This is a genomic window from Gottfriedia acidiceleris (assembly GCF_036421055.1).
GTDB classification, from domain to species: Bacteria; Bacillota; Bacilli; order Bacillales; family Bacillaceae_G; genus Gottfriedia; species Gottfriedia acidiceleris_C.
This window is the reverse complement of sequence record NZ_JAZGQS010000005.1, coordinates 232,253-254,528: the sequence shown is the minus strand read 5'-3', so window position 1 is coordinate 254,528 and position 22,276 is coordinate 232,253. Positions and strand designations below refer to the sequence as shown.

Below are 22,276 nucleotides of genomic sequence, written 5' to 3'. Positions count from 1 at the left end.
TAAAAATTTCACTTACCGTAATATTTCTCGAAACTTATTTCTTTTACAGATAAGATGGACAAAAAGTTCCAAACTAAACTATAATTTTTAAATATAACGTATAAAATTACAACTAAAATCTGTAAATAAAAAGTTTCACCAAAGGAGTAAATAAAATGACAGAAAATATGGTTCAAAATGAGAAAACGGAGTTAATAAAATACATACCTCCAAAAGGAGAATTTACAAAATTTTTATCTGAGGAGGATTATTTAGAAAAAGGACGTTCTTGGGGGTTATTTAATAAAAATCCAAAACACGATTTCTTATTCAAAGGTCAAGACTTTCAAGTAAATGTAAAACTTGTTGGCTATGAAACTTATGGGGTAACAGATGAGTATCATACAATTATTATTGAATTTGAAGATGGCAATTTAACTTGTATTCATCCAGCTTATTTAAAAGAAATGCAATCTCCAAGCTTCAAAAAAGTATACACAGTTGGTGAAAGTGATACGAAGAACAGTGAAGAAAAGAAAACAGAATCAGAACCAGTAACAAAGTCAAAAGAAAGTGCTTCTAAAGCTACTACTAAGAAAAAAGTAGAAAAGAAAGAGGAAATTTCAATTACATTACCAACTGATAAATCACATTTTAACGGTACGGTTAAAGAATTTAGTACAAAATATAATCATTTTAATGATAGCGAAGAAGAGATTGTTATTTGGGAAAACGTAGCAGTCAAAGGAGATCAAGATTTAGTAATTGGAAATGCTTGGTGTTCATTGAGTAAAACTTTAAAGGCAGCTGAATTAGAGGTAGGCAAATCTTATCAATTTGATGGGAAAGTAGTTGATAAGAAACTTAACAAAGAAGTTAAATACAAACTAAATAACCCTTCAAAAGTTGCTGAGATTTAAATTTAAAGCGAGAATAGAAATTTCAATTTAATCTCTAATTAGATTAGGAAAATTCACAAAAAGCTAACTTATACAGTTAGCTTTTTTAAATTCTCAATTCCTATTAACAATTTAAAGTTAAATAGTTACATGTTTTTGTTCATTTAGACAAATAATTTAATAAAACACTAAATGTATAAAAAAGCATTTAGAGTATAATCCTGAATATTTGTAACTTAAGTCTTGTATTACTACTTTTTACTAATCATAAAAAGAAGTTTAGTATCTTAATACACTTATTTAAGGGGGCGTATTTGTTGAGAAGAAGAAAAATTGTAATAACGTTTCTTACATTTGCTTTAGCAGGTTCTTTATTTTCAAATACAGCACTTGCAAAAGATGATAAAGTTAATACTTATGAAAAGATTGATCTTGTTGGTCTTGGAGACTCTATAACATTTGGTTTCAATTTAGGTACTAATAATAAAATACCATCAAACTATGCGTTCCCTTTTCTAATTGGTGAAAACGCAAACCTTGAAGTTCGTGACTTGGGCGTTCCAGGTTGGACTACAGCCAATCTTTTGCAAGCAATTAAATATGATACCAATTTCAGACAATCAATAAAACATGCAGAATACATTACTTTGGATATAGGAAATAATGATTTGTTACATACTTTGAAAAAGAGTAATCATTTAGATCAACTTCCTGGAAAAATTGCTTCAATGATGCCGAAGTTAACAGGAAATTTAAATGAAATAATTAAGGAAATTCGTGAACTTAGTGAAGCTCCGATTGTTTTGTATAATTTTTATAATCCATTTCAAGTAAATAATCAACCGATGCATAAACTATCAAATCAATTGTTATCGTTTATCATTAACCCTAAAATTGCTACTATTGCAGGTAAATACAAAAATGTAAAAATAGCTGATGCTTTTTCTGCGTTTGATGAAAAACAAGCTACGTATGTTAGAAAGGGAGATATACATCCAACAAAAGATGGACAAACTGTACTAGCCAATATCGGAAGGAACGCACTCGGTATAAAAAAATAAAAATTCTATCATAACTGTTTTTTATTTAATTTATCAATTAACCATAAATTGTGGTTAATCTTTTTTTATTTGTACCTATTTCGAAAGTTAATTAATTATGAAACGAGACATAACCCATTCATCATAGAACTATATATAAATATTATTAAAATGTCGTTTTGAAATAAAATGATTTTATTTTTAGGAGGGATTTAATGGAAAGTATCCATGAGGTACTAAATGAGCTTACATCATATAAAGATGGTGATGTATTAGCTACAATTATTCACGTAGAAGGTTCTGCATACAGGAAAGAAGGAACTTCCATGTTATTTAAGGGAAATGGAAAAGAGGTTGGCTTACTAAGCGCTGGTTGCCTTGAAGCAGATTTGTCATATCGAGTTCAAGAAACAAGAGTAAGAAAAACATCTCAAATTGTGACGTATGATATGAGTGCAGAAGATGATTTAACATGGGGCAATGGAGCAGGGTGTAACGGAATTATTACTGTGCTTTTGGAGCCAATTAATGAAAGTATGTTTAATTTACTAACTAAATTAAAAACATTCCTATTAAATGGTAAAAGTGTATCGATGATGAAAATTTTATCTGATGATCATAACGACGTTGAAACTTTGTTCTTAGTAGATAAAAAAAACTTTTTTGGAAGTTGTAATGAGCGGAAATTAGATAATCTTATAAGTGTTCTAAAAGAATTACATTATACGAATCAAAAAAGTGGGCTCCTAACAATCAATCAGCTAGGAAGTAAATTGTATTTACATACTTTTCATCCAAAGCCTCGTTTATTCGTGTTTGGTGCAGGTAAGGATGCGATTCCTTTAGTAAAAATTGCATCACTAGCAGGATTCTTTGTAACGATAACCGATTGGCGTCCGGATCTATGTTCTAAAGAATACTTTTCAGACGCAGAACAAATACTTGTAGGTTTTCCGAGCGAAATCATACCAAGACTTCAATTGACTTCTTCTGATTCTGCAATAATCATTACCCACCAATTCCAAAAAGACAAGGAAATTTTAGATCAAATTTTAAATAGTAATCTTAAGTATTTAGGAGTTCTTGGTGGAAAGAAACGAATCGAACGACTGTTGGAAGGTAAAAAATTAAATACAGAAATTAATAGTCCAGCAGGTCTGCAAATTGGTGCTGAAGGTCCAGAAGAGATTGCAATTAGTATTGTTGGTGAATTAATTCAGAGACAAAGAATAATGAAGAAATCTAAGCATGAAAAATAGTAGAATCGTTGCAATTTTACTTGCTGCAGGCAGTAGTAGTAGAATGGGTCAGAATAAAATTTCTCTTCCATTAGGTAATTCTACAATTGGAAGCTTAGGTTTACGTAATTTTATAAATTCAGATATTGACCATGTTTTTGTAGTAACAAAAGAAGATGATACACTAAATTGGATTAGCAAAGATCTTTTACAAAAACCTTATAAAGATTTTTGGACGCATGTTCCATGTACTAGTGCTAACAAGGGGCAATCATACTCTTTAAAATGTGGTTTAACTCAAGCTCTAGTAACAAAACCTTTAGGGATTATGATCCTTCTCGCAGACCAACCTTTTTTATCGATTCAAACGATAAATGAATTACAACAGCATTATTTAAAGCGGTTTAGTGAGAAATCAACAATTCCTTTTATAGCAGCAAGCTTTCAAGGTGTTCCAAGACCACCAATTATCCTATCGGCAAATACAATACCTGACTTATTCATGTTAAATGGAGATGAAGGAGCAAGAGCAATTATTCGGAATCATCCTAATATAGAAGATTTGTTAGTTGAATTTGAGAATAAGTGGGATTTTTTCGATATCGATACAAAAGAAGCGTATGAAGTAGCGAAAAGTAATGAATAGAAAGGAATTTAGAAAAGGTGTCGCTACTTTTGTGAGAAGTTAGGTGTAGAGCATGTCTATGATGACTAGTTAAAACTAATTATGAACGATAATACTTTGTCGCCCTATAGTATAGGGGGATTTTTTTGATTAGAGGTATTCTTTACTGTGAATTTACTGATTTTATGTTTTGAAAATTATAAGCAATCCTAAAACCAAATACATATAAAGTTAGTGTAAATTCTAGATAAAGTTTATTTTTTGTGACAAAATTCATAAAGTTCTATTTATGAGTGAGCAGAAAATAAGTAGTTAATTCTAGTTAACGTGTTCAACTTGTAAAAGTCATAACAAACAAAAAGGTGGGAATTCTATGTTTTTAGTAATCGGATTTGGTACAATGCTATTATTTTATTTAGTCGCAATCACAACAATAGTTATTATGAAGACAAGGGCAACAAGATTGTATAATGGTTGATGTCACGAAATTAGCACATAAGTAAATTTTTATTGATACTACATAATTCATTAAATGGGGTGCCTAAAAATTCGGTAGAACGAAATTTCGGCACCCCTTATCTATTGATTAGCAGGAACTTAAAAAGATACAATTAATACATAAATAAAAGTTCATTAAAAAACAACAAAGTCTAACATATTTCATAATTTAAATAGAAGAACTTCTATTTGGCTAACAGACAAAAGGAGTGTGCAAGATGGAACGGAAAAAAATAAAAAAACTTTTAATTTGGATGTTAATTTTGTCTCCGGTTTTATTCTTCTTAATACCGATATTAGTCGGTTTAATTTTAACGCATCCATTTAGAAGAAAAACAAAACAAACCCCTGCCGATTATAATTTGCAATTTGAAGAGGTTGAATTTAAGAGTAATCTTGATCAAGTTGTGCTTAGAGGATGGTGGATACCTGCAAAAAATTCAACATCTAAAACTGTCATAACTGCACACGGCTATACAGATGAACGAAGTCAAAAAAAGATTAATGGTCTTAAAATTGTGCAATCAATTCATGATCAAGGGTATAATGTATTGATGTTTGACTTCCGTAATAGTGGAAAATCAGGTGGACGAACAACAGGGATTGGATATTATAAACAGCATGATTTATCGTCGGCCGTGGAATATGTGATTAATCAACGAAATCAACAAGAAATTATTTTGCTTGGATGGAGTATGGGAGGGGCGACATGTTTACTGGTTGGTAGTCTTCATCCGCAAATTAAAGGAGTTATTGCAGATAGTCCATTTCATGATTTACAAACTTATTTGGAAGATAATTTAAGTGTTTGGTCAAAATTACCTAAAAAACCGTTTACTTCAATCATTTTACGTTCGATGAAACATTTATTAAAGATTGACCCAAAAGAAGTGTCTCCTGTCATATCCGTTCAAAAAGGAAATTCTACAAATTATTTGTTAATTCATGGAAAGAATGATTTGAAAGTACCATTCAGTAGTAGTGAAATGATTTATGAACAAATTCCTGATGAAAACGAAAAAACATTATGGCTAACAGAACATGGACATATTACAACATTTATTGAAGAACCGGAACCATATACGAAGAAAGTAATTGATTTTATTGAAAAGACGTTTTCGTCTAATGAAATGAAATAACTAATTAGATTTTACGAAACGGATGAACCTTTAAGAGTGGTTTATCTGTTTTTTTATTTAAGAAAGATATTTCTTCAGTACATGAAAGTAGAGCGTCTAGAAAATACTATTATTTATAAATTGGTTTAAATAAAAAGGTATAATTTTTGCCCCAAAAGCTCTATTTTACTAAAAAGGCAGGCGAACTAAAATGGCAAATGAATATCGTTCGCGAGAGGAACGTAAACGGCTGGAAAAGCCTTCTAAAATTTCCAATAAGTCTGAAGGCTTATGGAAAAAAATTACTGTAACATTATTATCAATCGTCATTGTTTTCATACTGATTGGTGTAGGAATATTTTCATATTTAGTTAGCGGAGCACCCGCATTAGATGAATCAAAACTTAAAGTACCGCTATCCTCAACTATTGTTGATATGGATGGCAAAGTTGTAGCAGAGTTAGGTAGAGAACAACGTACAAAAGTGTCCTACAATGAAATTCCTAAGGTTGTAGAAGACGCATTTATTGCTACCGAAGATGTTCGGTTTTATAAACATAAAGGCGTAGACATTCGAAGGGTATTCGGTGCAGTATTAGCGAATATTACTGGAGGTTTCGGTTCGCAAGGTGGAAGTACGATCACGCAGCAAGTAGTAAAAAACTCATTTTTATCTTCTCAAAAAACAATTAAGCGTAAAGTTCAGGAATGGTACTTAGCATTTAAATTAGAACAAAGATACTCTAAACATCAAATATTAGAAATGTATTTAAATAAAGTTTACTTTTCAAATGGACTTAAAGGACGAGGAGTATATGGTGTAGCCAAAGCTTGTGAAACTTATTTTAGTAAAGATCTATCTAAAATTACATTACCAGAAGCTGCAACTTTAGCAGGTATGGTGAAGGCTCCAAATAGCTACAATCCTGCAAAGCACCCTACTGAGTCACAAAATCGTAGAAATACAGTTTTAAGTCAAATGAAAAAATATGGCTATATTACAGAGGAACAATATTCAAATGCAAAAGCAATACCAATGAAATCATTAGTAAAGATTCATGAATCTGGCGGTACAAAATACAATTCATTTATCGATGTAGTCGTAAATGAAGTAGAAAAAAATAGTGATGCAAATGTTTATACTGATGGGCTAACGATTGAAACAACCTTAGACCCTAAAGCTCAAGATAAAGCAGATGAAATATTAAGTAGAGGAAAAAGCTTCTATCCTAGTGATGAATTTCAAACTGGATTTGTATTATTAGATACGAAAACGGGGGAAATTCGAGCAGTAGGTGCTGGTAGAAATACAAGTACTGGTGGTTTAAATTTCGCTACTGATATTAAAAGACAGCCAGGATCTGCAATTAAACCGATACTTGATTACGGCCCAGCTATTCAATATTTAAAATGGTCAACTTATCATCAAATTCTTGACGAGCCTTATACATATTCTAATGGTACACCTATTAGGAACTGGGATCGAAAATATAAAGGTGACATTTCAATTCGGTTAGCATTAGTCGACTCTCGAAATATTCCTGCATTAAAGACTTTCCAGGCAGTAGGAAGCGATCGTTCTAGAGAATTTGGGAATGGTTTAGGGTTTAATTTTTCAAAAAATACTTTTTATGAATCTTATTCTATAGGAGGATTCACAGGTGTATCAGCAATGGAGATGGCAGGAGCTTATGCTGCATTTGGAAATGGTGGAATTTATAACAAGCCACACTCCGTAAAAAAAATTATTTATCCTGATAAAACTGAAAAAGTATTTGCAACTGAGCCTAAACAAGTTATGAGTGATTATACTGCATATATGGTAACAGATATGCTTCGGGATGTAGTAAAAACACCACTTGGTACCGGAAAAAGAGCAAATGTACCTGGTCTTGATATGGCAGGTAAAACAGGTACCACAAACTACTCTGATGAAGTAAAACAAAAATATGGATTTCCGGATAACGCAACCCGTGATAGTTGGTTTATTGGCTATTCTTCTGATGTTACAATGGCTGTTTGGACAGGGTATGAAAAAAATAAAAAGAATAATTTTCTTGGTAAAGGTTCAACGAATATTGCCAAATTCATTGCAAGAGATATGTTAGCTTCCAATGGAGATCGAAACGCAATATTTAGAAAACCTTCATCAGTTGAAGAAATTCGAAATGAATTATACATTCGAGGAGAAAAAGTAGATGATATTCCGAAAGATATTGTGATTGAGTCTGCAAAAAATGTTAAGGCAAATTATGATCCTGTTACAAGTAATATTTCATTAAATTGGACGTATCCTGCAAATCTGCTTCAAAAAACTTCTTTTGACGTAAGTTATACTGTAAATGGTGCAGCGGGACAAACTCAAAAAATACAAGGTACAGCAACAAGTATTAATGGAATTGTCCCTGGAGATATTGTAAAAATAACGATTATTGCTACGAGTACTGAAGGTAAGAGTGGACCAGTTACAGTTACTGTTGATTTAACTTCAACAGAACAACAAACTACTCCACCTGGAAATGAAGGTGGGCAAGGAACAGGAAATGGACAGGGAACTGGAAATGAGCAAGGGAATGGAAACGGGAACGGAGAAGGTACGACGAATCCAGGTGATCAAAAGCCTGGTACAGGAGATGGGAATGGTAATATCGTAAATCCAATTGTCCCTAATCCTAATAATCCACAGTAAATCTAAATAAAAAACGCATTGAGAAAATATCAATGCGTTTTTTTATTTGAGTAATGTTAAAGGAGTTTTAAAATAGAAGAACAATTAAGTATTAATTTTTTAAAAGTTATTATAACGATGAATATATAACCTAAGTATAATCTAAATTACACTACCTATCCATTTTAACGGATAGGCTTTTTTTCGTGTCTACTATAAGAGGATCATATCATTAGCGTTTTTTTGTATGTTGAAAAAAATCATTTGTAAAAAATTTTAAGCCAAGTCATTATTTCTGTAATTTATTAAACTAAAAAATCAGAATGATAAATATAAATGAGTAATAGAGCATAAATAGAGTATAGCGGAGGAGTGAAAGATGATAAAGGGATTAAAATTAGTGGGGCTAATCGCTTTCATTACGATTTTGAATGTGATTGTATTCTCTCCAGGTTTAATCGGAATCCAATTGATTAATGCTAGTGCATTTCAAACTGCATTTGGAGTATCGTTCATAATAGCGAATTTGTTAGTACTTCTATTAAGTCTGTTTCATCTGTATTTCAAGCGTGTAAAAGATAAACCAATTAAGCAGCTAAAAACAAATGAAGATTTCGTTCTTGCTTTAAGTCGATATAAAAATAATAAAGTACTAAAAGAAGATATTATTATTTCAATTGAGCAAATCGAACGAATGAAAAAGAAAAAAGGCGTATTTTATAACTTATTAACAGATCGATTTTCTCCAACTGAAATTACATACAACAAGTTTGCATCTGTTGTGGACGAGGTTGAGACATTATTTTATTTGAGAATAAGAAACATCATAAACAAGATTAGTACTTTTGACGAACTTGAATATAAAAAAATAAAGGGGAAAGACGGATTACGCTATTCAAAGTCATTAATTCAAGAGAAAACAAATCTTTTTAATGAATATATCAAATTTGTAAAAAGGGCGATTGAAATGAATGAAGAGATCCTTGTTAATATTGATAAATTAATATTAGAAATATCAAGGCTAGATGAAATAGGAATCGATGATATTGAAAAAATGGAATGTATGAAAGAAATCGATACATTAATTCAACAGACAAAATATTATAGGCAATGAATGAAGGGATGATAACAATGAAGAAGTTTCTTTTTGCATCTATTGCAGTGATCGTTGTAGTTTTTCTTCTTGTCTATATTGGAGTTAATATGACTTCTGGAGATAAGGTTGTGAAAATTACCGATAAAAATAAAAATCAGCAATTAGCTAAAATGATCTCGAAAATTAATATTTCGAAATCAAAACCAATTAAAGGTCAAATTGACTTAAGTACAGCTGATGTCGCAAGTGAACTCCCTGATATATCAAAATTTCCTGTAACCGTAGATAATACGTCTGATAGTTTTGTTGAAATTTTTTCATCTACTGAAAAATCAAGTGATGGGAAAAATGGTTGGTTAAACGAAGTTGCAAATAAGTTTAATGATGCAAAATTCAATCTAAATGGTAAGCAAGTATCTGTAAAAATTAGAAACATTGCATCTGGTACTGCAACAGACTTTATTAAATCTGGAAAGTATGTCCCTGATGCTTTTACACCTTCAAATGAACTTTGGGGTCGAATGATCACAGCAAGTGGTGTACAAACAGAAACTGTATCCTCGCGATTAGTTGGAAATGTTCCTGGAATTGTCATTTCAAAGACAAAATATAATCAGTTAATGAAAAAGTATAGTAAAGTCGATCCGAAAACCGTTATCGAGGCAATGACAAAAAATGAACTATCAATGGGATATACCGATCCATTTACTAGTTCAACAGGATTAAATTTTTTAATTACGACTTTAAATTCCTTTGACTCAAAAGATCTACTAAGCGATACTGCTGTGAGAGGGTTTGAAAGCTTTCAAGCAAATGTACCGTTCACTGCTTCTACTACTCTACAAATGAGTGATGCAGCGGAATCAGGCGTCCTAGATGCATTTGTCTTAGAATATCAAACATTTGTTAATTCACCTGATTTAAAAAATAATTACGAATTTATACCATTTGGAGTGCGCCACGACAGTCCACTTTATGCATTAGGAAATTTACCAAAAGAGAAAATGGATATTTTAGATAAATTTGCAGAATTTACTAGTCAAAATAATCTTCAAACACTTGCGAAAAAAGATGGATTTAATGGGTTAAATAATTACAAATCGGAGCTTAAATCGATGGATGGAGATACTTTAAGTGCCGCACAGAAACTTTGGAAAGGAAAGAAAAATACTTCAAATCCAATTGCTGCGGTTTTTGTAGCAGATGTTTCAGGTAGTATGGATGGTAAACCATTAAATGAGCTAAAAGAATCACTACTTAAAGGTCAAAAATATTTAGGTAGAGATAATAGTATTGGTTTAATCTCATACTCTGCTGATGTTACGATCAATCTTCCAATTGCAAAATTTGATGCAAATCAACAGTCAAAATTTGTCGGAGCAGTATCTAGCCTGGATGCTAGCGGAGATACAGCAACAAATGATGGAATTCTGGTTGCAATTAATATGCTGAAAGATGAAATGAAAAAAAATCCAAATGTTAGACCGCTCATTTTTGTTCTAACCGATGGCGAGACCAATCATGGGAATTCATTGAAGAATGTAAAAGGAATCATAAAAGCATATAAAATCCCAATTTATACGATTGGTTATAATGCAAATATTAAAGCGCTTGAAAGTATTTCGAATATTAACGAAGCGGCAAACATTAATGCTGATTCAGATGACGTAATCTATAAAATTCGTAATCTCTTTAATGTTCAACTTTAATAAGTAGGAGGATTTAAGAATGTCATTTTCCATGCAAGTTGTAAATGAAGAAGAAATAAAGGCAGTTATAGAGGAGCAAGTAAAGCCTGTACCCGAGGAATTAATAAAATTAAAAGCAACCGCGGATGCAAATGTAGCGATGATTATGGAATTAGACACTGTTTCAAAGGAAACGTACGAAAAACGAAAAGAAATTCTTCAATCAATCGAATCATTTGGATTACAGACGATGAAATCTTCTTCCAATAAAAATTCTCTACTAAAGGTTTCACTTGGTCAACTTGCAAAAAGTGGAGATGAGGGAGGGCAAGTTGCAAAAGGATTATCAGAGCTCCAAGTTCAATTGAAGGATTTAGATCCAAGTGTAATTAATTTTGCAAAATCGGGTTTTTTAGGTAAGTTATTTAATCCTATTCGTTCATATTTTCAAAGATTTGAAAAAGCAGATGTTGCAATCGCAGATATTGTAAAGTCACTTGATAAGGGGAAAAAAATTCTTGAAAATGATAACACGACATTAGAGCATGAACAACTATCACTTCGTATGCTTTCAAAAACGCTAGAAAAGGAAATCCAACTTGGAACATTAATGGATGAGTCAATTCAAACTCAAATTGAAAAAGCAAAAATCGAAGGGGAAGATCAAGAAAAAATTAAATTCATCTCAGAGGAAGTTCTTTATCCATTACGACAACGAGTCATGGACCTACAGCAAATGTTAGTTGTAAATCACCAAGGAGATATGTCATATGAAGTTGTTATTCGAAATAATCGAGAATTAATTCGTGGTGTTGAACGTGCAAAAACGGTAACGATTTCTGCACTGAATACAGCAGTAACTGTAGCAAGTGCTCTATATAATCAAAAAATTGTTTTACAAAAAATCACTGCTTTAAATCAAACAACAAATACGATTATTGAAGGTACTTCTAGATTATTAAAGGAGCAAGGAGTTGCAATCCAAAAGCAAGCGATGGAGTCAGCGGTTTCTGTTGAAACACTAAAAAACTCATTTACAAACGTAATAGCCGCATTTGAATCGATCAGTACATTTAAACAAGAGGCTTTGCCAAAAATGCGTCAAACAATTCTACAATTCCAAGAATTAGCCGAAGTCGGTTCACAGCAGATTCAAAGACTTGAAAAAGGGGATCGGATTGGATTATAGAAGCTATTGAAAAAATATAAGTAGTAAGTAAAGAGTACCCTATAGAATAGACCATAAAAAAGTCTATTCTATAGGGTATCAGTGTTGAATTTTTAGAAAAAGTGGATCAGAAATTTTTAAATTGAGGAGTTATCCAAAAAATATACTAGGTTTTTGATAAACAGACCTATTTAAAAGTCCGGTCATAAACAAATATAATGTGAAAAATTACACATTATTCTAGTAATAAAGTAGAATAATTTATGAATGAGAATTATTACTCTTTATTTCGTAGTTTTTAAGTCTATAACTGGAGGGTTATTTTTCTTAGTTTTTTATTTTATACGATTTTACATCATGTGATTATTTCGCCCTCATTCGTTTAAGATCTTTCTTTGGAGGAAAACCAAATTACCGAGAGTATTCTCAACTGAACTGAGAAGGACTTTCATAGCCTACTCGGAATGCTACTTCTGCTGCATCTGATGATATGGACAGTAATAGAAGTCACGCTTCCTGCAAGCTCTTCAATTCGTCGTTTTAGAAGGTATGAGTTAACGACCGATACTTCTTTCTATGCATAATTAAGTAAATCAAACATATCTTCAAAACTATAATATTATCATTAAATGTATAACCCATAAAGGGAGAGATTGACATGAAACTTATTGCATTAGACTTGGATGGTACTACACTTAACACGGAAAAAATAATAAGTAAAGAAACGTTAAACTCGATAAAAAAAGCTCAGGCAGCAGGACATATCGTAATAATTTTATCCGGGCGGTCACCAAGTTCAGTAAAGGATGAACTTTTAAAGTATGGCTTAGATTGTCCAGTTGGAGGCCATAACGGAACTGCATTATATGTAAATGATAAATTAATTGAACTAAATTCAATAGGGAGACCTCAAGTGCAAAAAATTGCCCTAGAAGTTGAGAGTGAAGACTTACCGTACAATATTTCTACAAATAAGGGAATATTTGCCCCTAGTAATTGGGATAAACGTTTTGAAAATGTTGTGTCATCTGGGCGTGTTCCTAAAGAATACTTCGAAAACAGACACTTTAAAATGTTTACTACACCCCCAACGGTACATGGGCATTCGTTTTTTAATAAAGTTCATGAAATAATTGATAATGATGATTTTACGATTCAAAAGTTTCTTATTTTAACCCTTGATAGGAAACAAATGGAGAGACTTGAAAGAAAATTAAGATTCATAGATGAGATTTTTGTTACGAGTGCCTCACCTTTTAATCTTGAGGTTACACATATAAATGGAAATAAAGGGTATGGTTTAAAAGCATTGGCATCATATTTCAATATTCCATTAGAAAATACAGTAGCTATTGGGGATGAAAAAAATGATCTTCCAATGTTAAATATAGCCGGATTATCAATAGTAATGGGGAATGCTGAAGAAGAAGTAAAGATCTCAAGTGATGTTGTGACATTAAGTAACGATGAAAATGGCGTTGCTTATGCATTCGAAAAATATATTTTTACAGAGTCAAATGTACTATAATAGTAAAGAAATCTAAATACATCTAAATAAGCAATGTTTTCCTTGGGTAAATATGTGAGTTTGTTAATTTATCCAAGGTTGTTTTTATTTGTCCATTTATATCAATCGATTAAAATATAGAAAGGTAAGGGGGAGGAAATTTTGGTTAGACGGATAAAAGATCTATTTGCCATTAAGGGGTATAGTTTATTTGTCATCTGTTTGTTATTTGTAGGGATCGGACTTTCAATCACAACTCCTTATTTATCTCTATATTCTACAAAATATATAGGGATGAGTACTGGAGCATTCGGTATCTTCATGGCTGTGATTTCATTAACTGGAGTTTTAGTTAATACATTAATTGCTGAACGTTCTGATCGAGGGATTGACAGAAAATGGATCATTATGATTGCGATGATTTCATCGGCTATAGGTTATGCCTCCTATTTAATATTTCATAACTACTATTTATTATTAGTTTTCGTGGCTTTATTTAATGGATTAGGTGCAGCGGCTATGCCACAAATTTTTGCATCCGCACAAGAATCGGCTAATGCAAGTTTATCAAAAGACAAGACTTTAGCATTATCAACTTTACGATCGCTTGTTTCTTTAGGATTTTTAATTGGACCATTAGTAGGTACGATCATTTTAAGAGCAAAAGGATATCATGGACTATTTTGGGGAACATCTAGTATTTATGTAGTGATTACGCTTCTAGTATTCTTCTTTTTAGAAAAGAGAAAACCAGTTCAGAACCATATAAAAAAGAAAAACAAAACCAATGTCACAGCCGCTAAACGAAAACAACTAAGACTACCATTTATAGCTTTTATCTTATTATTTGCTGTTAGTTCGATAAATTGGATCAACACACCTCTTTTTATCGTTAATGAGTTACATGGTACTAATACAGATGTTGGATTAGTTGTAAGTTTATGTGCAGGTTTAGAAATTCCAATTATGCTTGCATTAGGAGTACTTTCTAAAAAAATCTCAAATCATGCATTGATGATCTACGGTTGCTTTATTGGTTTAGCCTATTATTTAGTCTTAAGCATTTCGACCCATACATGGGAGCTAATCATTGCACAGTTGCTACAGGCAACATACATTGCAATCGTTATGGGGAATGGCATAAGCTATTTTAACGACCTATTACCAAATTCGCCAGGTTTTTCTGCATCAATTTATGCGAATTGCTCGACAATTGGAAGTTTAATAGGAAATTTAGGCGGAGGTCTGTTTGCACAAATAGCAGGCTTTCGAAATGTATACTTACTTTGTATATTTTTTGTAATTTGTTCACTCTTTATATTATGGAAATCTAAAAACAATGTGGAAATGGAAATATCGACAGGTCATAGTCAATCTGTGTAGTTGATTAATTGTTGATAAATTACACATAAATAACGTATAATTGATTGTTTTTATAAAGCAGATTATACTTGAACAGGAAAAAGCACAGACCTTGGTTTGCCAATTGCTAAAAGTTTAATGGAAAAAATGAAGGGAAATATAACTGCAGAGTTTAAAGAGAATAAATTATTTGTGATATGTGAATGGTTTTAGAGTTAGTGTTAATTTTAAGTAAAGTCTAAGATGTAAAATATAAAAATAGTTGAGATTAGAGGTTAAGTTCCCTTCGTGATAGGGACTTAACCTTTTTTTATTAATTGGATTAATTTAAGTAATTTACCTCCTATTTATCTATTTTTGTACTAATTTGGGAGTTTAGAAAGTTATGAGAAGATTTTAAAACATTTTACAGAAGGATTACATTATATAGATTTCAATTTAATAATAGGTAGATAAGATAATTATGTCCATGGGCAAATGAGAACTTAAAAACAGGAGTGATAAGATGGGTAGGAGAAGGAAGTTGAAGCATTTATTTTTAATTATTATGTCAGTATTACTTATTTTAAGCAGTGTGAGCTACATTCGACCAGTGTATGCCTCCACTGATGGGTATAAGCTGTCAGAAGCAGAAAGTTTTAGTTCCAAGTCGGGTTCAAATCTTAAAGTTGAATCTTGTCCAGACGGTGGACAAAGTGTAGGTGGTACGAATGATAACCAGTATTTGGAATACGAGAACTTTGATTTTGGAAGCGGTATCAGTGGTGCTACAAATTTCAGTGCAAGAGTCGCAGTTAAGGGATCAAATGCTGGTGGAGACATCGAAATATGGATTGACGGTCCAAATAGTACGAATGGGAAGAAAGTAGGTACCCTTTCAGTTACTGCAACTGCACCAGACAATTGGAATGTTTATCAAACTATGTCTACTGGTATTTCTGAGGTTACTGGAGTACATAATGTCTATCTTGTATTAAAAGTTACGGCTGGAAAAACATATGTTGCCAATATCAACTGGTTTCAATTTTCGAAATCTTTGAACAGTATTTCTCTTACAAAACAACCAATAAAGACTTCCTATCGCATTGGTGAAAGCCTTGATCTTACAGGGTTAGAGGTCACAGGTACGTATATTGATGGTACAAAACGTGTAGAGGAGATTAGAGCTTCAGATGTGAGCGGATTCAATAGTTCTTCGGTAACAACAAATCAAACCTTAACGATCACAGTACGAGGTAAGAAAGTTACTTACTCAGTAAATATAAATTCAAAGATTCTACAAAGTATTATCACACCTAAATCAATCACAGGGGTAGAAAATGGCACAGCACCTTCAACGGTCGCATTAGGTTTGCCCAGTAATGTTGTACTAGTTACTGATGCAGGAAATGTTAATGCACCGGTTAAATGGGATATTGACTCTTCAGGATATAATCCAGCTATAAAGGATGAGCAGAGCTTTTCGATTACAGGATTAGTAAACAAGCCTCAAGACATTACAAATCCAAATAATGTCGCACTGTCAACACAAATAAATGTAACTGTACTAGCTTCATCAACACCTGAAAAAGATACTAGTTATAAATTCAGTTTTATGGCAATTTCTGATACACATTCGAATGTAAAAGGGGATAGTAATGATATTATATTAAATGAAGCAATGAACGATGCAGTAAATAATAATGTAAAATCGGTTAGCGTCGTAGGAGACCTTACTGATTATGGAACAGATGCACAATATGACACCTTTATGTCAACAATGAATAAATATCCCAATTTAAATCGCAACTATGTATTTGGGAACCATGATGTAAGATGGATGAACGGATTCGAAACCGCTAAAAATACATTTCTATCACATACAGGAATGCCAGATGTGTACTTTGATAAATGGATCAATGGATATCATTTTATCTATTTGGCAACCGAGACGGATGATAAGGACAGTGCTTACCTTTCGGATACCCAACTTAACTGGTTAAAAATAAAATTGGCCGAGGGCGCTAATAAATCTAAACCAATCTTTTTATTCGTTCACCAACCATTAGGTAATACGGTTTCAATGACAAGGCCAGAGGATGGCTATCAAAGTGATGAAGTACAGGATCAAAAATTTAAAGATATTGTAGGTGAATATCCACAAAGCGTTTTAATAACAGGACATGTTCATGATGATATTAGACTACCTGGTACTTTATATAATAAACAGTATTTTTCGATGATTAGAGATGGTGCAATAAAATATATACCTTCTTATACTAAAGAGCCAGGTGCTCAAGGGCTGATATTTGATATATATGCCGATAGAGTTGTTATTAATGGAAGAGACTTCGCTAAAAAAAGTACAATCGCTACTTGGACAATTAATAATTATACGCCGGATGCACTTGAAGCGGATCAACTAGCACCAACAACACCGTCAAATTTCACTACAAAGTTAGTAACGGACAAGACGGCAATTCTATCTTGGGATGCATCAACAGATAATTTTAAAGGAAATGTAGGTGTAACTGGCTATGATATTTTTAACGGTGACATTTTGATTGGATCTACAACTGGTCGTACAAACTTTGAAGTAACAGGACTAAAAGCTAATACACCCTATCAATTTACAGTCAAAGCAAAGGATGCAGCAGGTAATGTATCAGAAGAAAGTAGTGCAATTAATGTTACAACATTAGCATATGATCCAGCACCATTCAATTTGACTTTAAACAAGACAGCTACATCAAATGGTAGTTTAATAGGCAATGATCCTTCAAAAGCTGTTGATGGTTCTGCCGAATATGGTAGTAAGTGGTCTTCAAATACTAACGGAGACAAATGGCTAATGGTGGACCTTGGGCAAAATTATTATATTAGTAGATGGATTGTGAAGCATTCTGGAGAAGGTGGAGATAGCTTATCTCTAAATACTAAAAATTATAAACTACAGGGCAGTCTAGATGGAACTACTTGGAAGGATCTAGACAACGTTGCAGGTAATGTATCTAATAGCACGGACAGGTATTTTAATAAAACCAATGTAAGGTATGTAAGACTTTACATTACGACACCTCAAAATTATGCTGAAACAGGAGCAGCAAATATTTATGAATTTGAAGTATATGGACGAAGCGAAGATGTTGATTCGCCTATTACAACAGCAACAACTGACGGGTCTATTGGTGACGATCTGTGGAATATAAAGAATGTAAATGTTAAGTTCAATGCTGAGGACAATTTGAATGGTACAGGTGTCAATCGTATTGAGACAAGGATAGACGAAGGTGAATGGGTAACCCGAAACCAATTAACTTTGACAGAGGAAGGCATACACAAAGTTGAATATCGTGCGATTGATAACACAGGAAATGTTGAAGTAACAAAAAAACTTATAATTAATATTGATAAGACGGGACCAATTGTTACAGAATCAGTACCAGTCGATGGTAGTATTTATGAAAATGATGGCAAAATTACACCTAACTTTAAATTTACTGACAATTTATCGGGTGTTGATAACAATAAAACGATGATTACACTCGATGCTGATCCTTACAAAATTGAAACACCAATCGCATTATATCAATTGTCACTAGGCCTGCATTCATTAGTAATCTACTCAGTAGACAATGCTGGTAATATCTGTACCAAAACTATTCAATTTAAAACAATTGCAACCTATGAATCTATATATGGACTAGTAAAGCGATTTGCTTATTCGGAATGGATTGACAATGCAGGAATCGCAAATAGCCTCCAGGAAAAGTTAGGAAATAATAATTTGAAAGGCTTCTTGAATGAAGTTAAGGCTCAAAGTGGTAAACACATCACAACTGAGGCTGCAGAATATTTACTTAGAGACGCCCAATATTTGTTATCACAACAATAATTTACAAAAGATAGCATAGTGGTTTAAAGGATCAATAGGGTAGAGGTGGAAGTGCCGCGTCACTCTTGGGTGTTATTCCTTACTGGGGGTGGTGACAACCACTGGTATTCCCCAAATTAAGAGTTAAATACCTTTCTACGAAATAGATGTTATTTGAAAAAAGTGATCGCTAAATTTCTATTGGGCGATCACTTTTTTTGTTAAAAATTACATCTCATTATAACTGCCCATACTTCTTCATTTTGTTATAAAGTGTCACCCTGGAAATACCAAGCATTTTTGCAGCAGCTGATTTATTTCCATATGTTACTTTTAGGGCATGTATTATTAGTGACTTTTCATCCCCTTCGTGTAATTCCGCTTCTTCGAGAATAGGTGATTGAGAATTTGTGTGTCTTTTAAAAAATTCATTTGGCAATTGTTCAGATTTAATTATATTATCATCTGTAAATATCATTACTCGCTCAATTATATTTCTAAGTTGCCTGATATTGCCGTTCCAAGGAAAATGCATGAATGTTACCATCACTTCCGGAGAAATGACTGGAACCGGCTTTTGGTATTTGATGGAGAACTCTTTTAAAAATAATTGGACAAGTTCGGGAAGGTCTTCCTTTCTGTCTCTGAGGGGCGGGACAGGGATTGTAACCACATTTAACCGATAATATAAATCTTCACGAAATAAACCTTCTTCCACCATTTTCTCCAAATCCCGGTTTGTTGCTGAAAGAATTCGCACATCTATTGGAATAGGTTGGTTTCCGCCAACTCGATAATATTGTTTCTCCTGCAAGACACGCAGCAATTTTACTTGAAGCTCTAATGGCATTTCCCCAATTTCATCGAGAAATAATGTTCCACCCTTTGCTGTCCCTATTTTTCCTAGCTTCCCTTCTTTTATTGCCCCTGTAAATGCACCTTTTTCATAACCAAATAATTCACTTTCAAAAAGCGCCGAGGGAATGGCCCCGCAGTTAAGATCAATAAATGGTCCTTTTGAACGAGGACTTGCTTTGTGAATAGCCTGTGCAAACAACTCTTTACCAACACCGCTCTCACCAGTAATCACGACGGTTGCATCTGTATGGGCGACTTTCTTGGACAAAGAGATGGAAGTTTTTATCGCTTGGCTTCTTCCTTTTATTTTGTGGAAGGGATCGATAATATCCTTGTTCCTAATCTGATTTTCCAAATCTTGAATATACGCAGTAGTAGTTGTAAGTTCATTATTTAGTTTTACAATTTCTGTAATATCACTTTCAACCGAAATCCCACCTACCACCTTATCACTGATGAATATTGGTAAGGTGTTAATTAATACATGGACATCTTCCTGCGGCTGGTTATAATGCCGAATAACCCCTTTTCCTTCCTTCATTGTGGACATTAAAACTACTGAATCCTCTTTAAAGCGATTTGTAATTTTAGAGCCGATCATTTCTTTTGCAGAAGTTTTGTACAAATCTTCTGCCTTAGGATTCCATGCAACAACTTTTCCATCGCTGTCTACTATTGTAATGGCATTATCTACGGCACGCAGAAGCGTCTGATAAACACCTGAAAGATTTTGCCACTCTTGAAAAATAGCATTTATTAATGTAGTAAAGGGGACCCTGCGTACTTGTCTTCCAGCTTCATCAACAAGAACAATATCTTGGTCTTGAACTATTTCTTTAACCTCTGAGAGCAAGGTGTGAACAGAGAATTGTTTTATTTTTTCTGTATGAATCTCCTCATCTAAAGGAAGGGAAATGGACAGAAGTGAAACTTTTTCTTTTAACATAACCAATCACCTTATCACTGTTTAATGGTTTACAAAAGTGTTTATATTTTACACTCCGTTTACACTTTTGTAAATCTATAGTTTACACATTTTTCGAAAAATCAAGTATAAAGTAGTTTTTTAAGTTGGCACAAAAATTGCATTTAAATAAAGCAACAAAGAATTTGAGGGGGTAAAAACTTGCTATCTTATAAACACGAACCTTTTACAGACTTTTCAAAAGAGGAGAATATAAACGCTTTTAATTAATCGTTAGATCTTGTAAACTCACAACTTGGGAAAGAATATCCCCTAAACATTGGTGGGGAAAAAATTATAACGGATCACAAAATCACATCATTTAACCCTATAAAAAAATGAAGTGGTAGGGGTTGTATCAAAAGCAAACAAAGATTTGTAGCAGGAAAATATGGGAGGAATCAATATGATATTGAAAGATTTTTTTATGGCCTTATCACAAAATCAATTTCTTAACAGTGCCGCTAAAAAGTATGGTTTAAAAATGGGGGCGCAAAGTGTTGTAGCTGGTACAAATATTGAAGAAGTAATTAAAAGCATTAAAGAGCTAAATAAACACGGGATCTCATGTACCGTCGATAACTTAGGGGAATTTGTCTTTAAAAAGGAAGAAGCAATCCAGGCTAGAGAACAAATTTTGAAAGTCATCGAAGCCATTCATAAGAATAAAGTAGATGCACATATCTCGTTAAAACCGACTCAATTGGGCTTGGACATTGAGTACTCTTTTTGTTTGAGTAATTTAAAGGAAATTGTTCACCATGCACATCAATATGGGATTTTTGTTAATATTGATATGGAAGATTATGGACACTTAAAGCCTTCGTTTGAACTTTTAGATGAACTTTCTTTGGAGTATGATAATGTAGGAACCGTTATCCAGGCATACTTCTATCAATCTCAAGAAAATCTCGAAAAGTATAAAGATTTTCGCCTTCGTATTGTAAAAGGTGCATATAAAGAGCCTGAGGAATATGCGTACCAAGACAAGAAAGATATTGATAAAAACTTTATTAAGTTGATAGAATGGCACTTGTTAAATGGAAAATTCACTTCTATTGCAACACATGACCACAAAATCATCCAACATGTTAAAGATTTTGTAAAAAGAAATAATATTCCGAACGATAAATTTGAAATCCAAATGCTGTACGGCTTCAGAAAAGACCTTCAATTGAAACTAGCAAGTGAAGGCTGCAATTTCTGCACTTATGTGCCATTTGGAATGGACTGGTACGGTTACTTTATGCGTCGGCTTGCGGAAAGACCACAAAACTTAAACCTTGTAGCAAAACAGGTCTTTAATAAAAAAACCAACACCATGATTGGCTTAGCTGTCGGTGCCTTTACATTAGGAAGATTATCTAAAGTAAACAAGAAAAAACAGAAATAATAAAAAAATAAGGCGTTTGTTAAAAATGGTGGATGTGTAGCAAGAGATTGTATACCAATAACAATCTATTAAATAATAAAACTTGTAATCGAGTTCCACTGTTTTTTACAAATTTCAATAAGATCGTAAAAGGACTGTCAAAATTTGGACAGTCCTTTTTCAAATATTATAAGACTCGACTCTGAATTTAATAGATTGAAGGTCTTTTTACTTTCATATTTTATCTGAACAGATGGATTTGAAAATAAACATTTGAATTGTCTACTTTTACTCAATTCCAACCATCTTTAGGATAAATCTCATGAAATGACTATCTGTTAGC

Annotated in this window: 14 protein-coding genes and 1 pseudogene; 14 read left to right on the top strand and 1 reads right to left on the bottom strand. The window is 32.8% G+C overall.

The annotated features are described in order from the left end of the window. Window positions 1–155: 155 nt before the first annotated feature. The 12 genes from RAH41_RS10150 (at window position 156) to RAH41_RS10095 (ending at window position 18,760) form a co-directional block, all read left to right on the top strand. Window positions 156–899 carry a hypothetical protein gene (locus RAH41_RS10150; protein WP_331222280.1) on the top strand — a complete coding sequence of 248 codons (744 nt, stop codon included), beginning with the start codon at window positions 156–158 and terminating at the stop codon, window positions 897–899. A 296-nt stretch (window positions 900–1,195) separates the two neighbouring features. After that, entirely contained in the window at window positions 1,196–1,939 is a 744-nt protein-coding gene (locus RAH41_RS10145) for a GDSL-type esterase/lipase family protein (RefSeq protein WP_331222278.1), read from the top strand. A 194-nt stretch (window positions 1,940–2,133) separates the two neighbouring features. Next, window positions 2,134–3,177, top strand: a complete 1,044-nt coding sequence (locus tag RAH41_RS10140; RefSeq protein WP_331222276.1) for an XdhC family protein — start codon at window positions 2,134–2,136, stop codon at window positions 3,175–3,177. After that, complete coding sequence (locus RAH41_RS10135; RefSeq protein WP_331222274.1) at window positions 3,167–3,802, top strand: NTP transferase domain-containing protein; 636 nt, start codon at window positions 3,167–3,169, stop codon at window positions 3,800–3,802. Before RAH41_RS10140 ends, RAH41_RS10135 begins: the two co-directional genes overlap by 11 nt. Window positions 3,803–4,497: 695 nt before the next feature. Continuing rightward, entirely contained in the window at window positions 4,498–5,418 is a 921-nt protein-coding gene (locus tag RAH41_RS10130) for an alpha/beta hydrolase (RefSeq protein WP_331222273.1), read from the top strand. A gap of 190 nt (window positions 5,419–5,608) precedes the next feature. Beyond that, on the top strand, window positions 5,609–8,086 hold the full coding sequence (locus RAH41_RS10125; RefSeq protein WP_331222271.1) for a PBP1A family penicillin-binding protein: 2,478 nt from the start codon (window positions 5,609–5,611) through the stop codon (window positions 8,084–8,086). A 358-nt stretch (window positions 8,087–8,444) separates the two neighbouring features. Continuing rightward, window positions 8,445–9,179, top strand: a complete 735-nt coding sequence (locus RAH41_RS10120; RefSeq protein WP_331222269.1) for a hypothetical protein — start codon at window positions 8,445–8,447, stop codon at window positions 9,177–9,179. An 8-nt stretch (window positions 9,180–9,187) separates the two neighbouring features. Further along, complete coding sequence (locus RAH41_RS10115) at window positions 9,188–10,870, top strand: VWA domain-containing protein (RefSeq protein WP_331222267.1); 1,683 nt, start codon at window positions 9,188–9,190, stop codon at window positions 10,868–10,870. Between the two features lie 19 nt (window positions 10,871–10,889). Continuing rightward, window positions 10,890–12,038, top strand: a complete 1,149-nt coding sequence (locus tag RAH41_RS10110; protein WP_331222265.1) for a toxic anion resistance protein — start codon at window positions 10,890–10,892, stop codon at window positions 12,036–12,038. 637 nt (window positions 12,039–12,675) lie between these two features. Next, window positions 12,676–13,545 (top strand): Cof-type HAD-IIB family hydrolase, encoded by an 870-nt coding sequence (locus RAH41_RS10105; protein WP_331222264.1) that lies wholly within the window; start codon window positions 12,676–12,678, stop codon window positions 13,543–13,545. Window positions 13,546–13,686: 141 nt separating this feature from the next. Further along, window positions 13,687–14,907 (top strand): sugar efflux transporter, encoded by a 1,221-nt coding sequence (locus RAH41_RS10100; protein WP_331222263.1) that lies wholly within the window; start codon window positions 13,687–13,689, stop codon window positions 14,905–14,907. A 502-nt stretch (window positions 14,908–15,409) separates the two neighbouring features. Further along, complete coding sequence (locus RAH41_RS10095) at window positions 15,410–18,760, top strand: carbohydrate-binding protein (protein WP_331222261.1); 3,351 nt, start codon at window positions 15,410–15,412, stop codon at window positions 18,758–18,760. 217 nt (window positions 18,761–18,977) lie between these two features. On the opposite strand, the gene RAH41_RS10090 is transcribed toward RAH41_RS10095, so the two are convergent. Beyond that, window positions 18,978–20,543: a sigma-54 interaction domain-containing protein gene (locus RAH41_RS10090; protein WP_331222260.1), complete on the bottom strand. Its 1,566-nt coding sequence runs from the start codon at window positions 20,541–20,543 to the stop codon at window positions 18,978–18,980. Between the two features lie 180 nt (window positions 20,544–20,723). Between RAH41_RS10090 and RAH41_RS10085 the strand changes: the two are divergent. Both RAH41_RS10085 and RAH41_RS10080 read left to right on the top strand, forming a co-directional pair. Next, window positions 20,724–20,937: pseudogene (locus RAH41_RS10085) on the top strand (L-glutamate gamma-semialdehyde dehydrogenase); the annotation flags it as partial. A gap of 30 nt (window positions 20,938–20,967) precedes the next feature. Beyond that, a complete protein-coding gene (locus tag RAH41_RS10080) occupies window positions 20,968–21,954 on the top strand; it encodes a proline dehydrogenase family protein (protein WP_331222258.1) in 987 nt (328 codons plus the stop codon). Window positions 21,955–22,276: the final 322 nt, after the last annotated feature.

Coding starts and splice junctions, on each gene's coding strand:
- RAH41_RS10150 (WP_331222280.1), top strand. CDS start 156: ATGACAGAAAATATGGTTCAAAATGAGAAAACGGAGTTAATAAAATAC.
- RAH41_RS10140 (WP_331222276.1), top strand. CDS start 2,134: ATGGAAAGTATCCATGAGGTACTAAATGAGCTTACATCATATAAAGAT.
- RAH41_RS10135 (WP_331222274.1), top strand. CDS start 3,167: ATGAAAAATAGTAGAATCGTTGCAATTTTACTTGCTGCAGGCAGTAGT.
- RAH41_RS10130 (WP_331222273.1), top strand. CDS start 4,498: ATGGAACGGAAAAAAATAAAAAAACTTTTAATTTGGATGTTAATTTTG.
- RAH41_RS10125 (WP_331222271.1), top strand. CDS start 5,609: ATGGCAAATGAATATCGTTCGCGAGAGGAACGTAAACGGCTGGAAAAG.
- RAH41_RS10120 (WP_331222269.1), top strand. CDS start 8,445: ATGATAAAGGGATTAAAATTAGTGGGGCTAATCGCTTTCATTACGATT.
- RAH41_RS10115 (WP_331222267.1), top strand. CDS start 9,188: ATGATAACAATGAAGAAGTTTCTTTTTGCATCTATTGCAGTGATCGTT.
- RAH41_RS10110 (WP_331222265.1), top strand. CDS start 10,890: ATGTCATTTTCCATGCAAGTTGTAAATGAAGAAGAAATAAAGGCAGTT.
- RAH41_RS10105 (WP_331222264.1), top strand. CDS start 12,676: ATGAAACTTATTGCATTAGACTTGGATGGTACTACACTTAACACGGAA.
- RAH41_RS10090 (WP_331222260.1), bottom strand. CDS start 20,543: ATGTTAAAAGAAAAAGTTTCACTTCTGTCCATTTCCCTTCCTTTAGAT.
- RAH41_RS10080 (WP_331222258.1), top strand. CDS start 20,968: ATGATATTGAAAGATTTTTTTATGGCCTTATCACAAAATCAATTTCTT.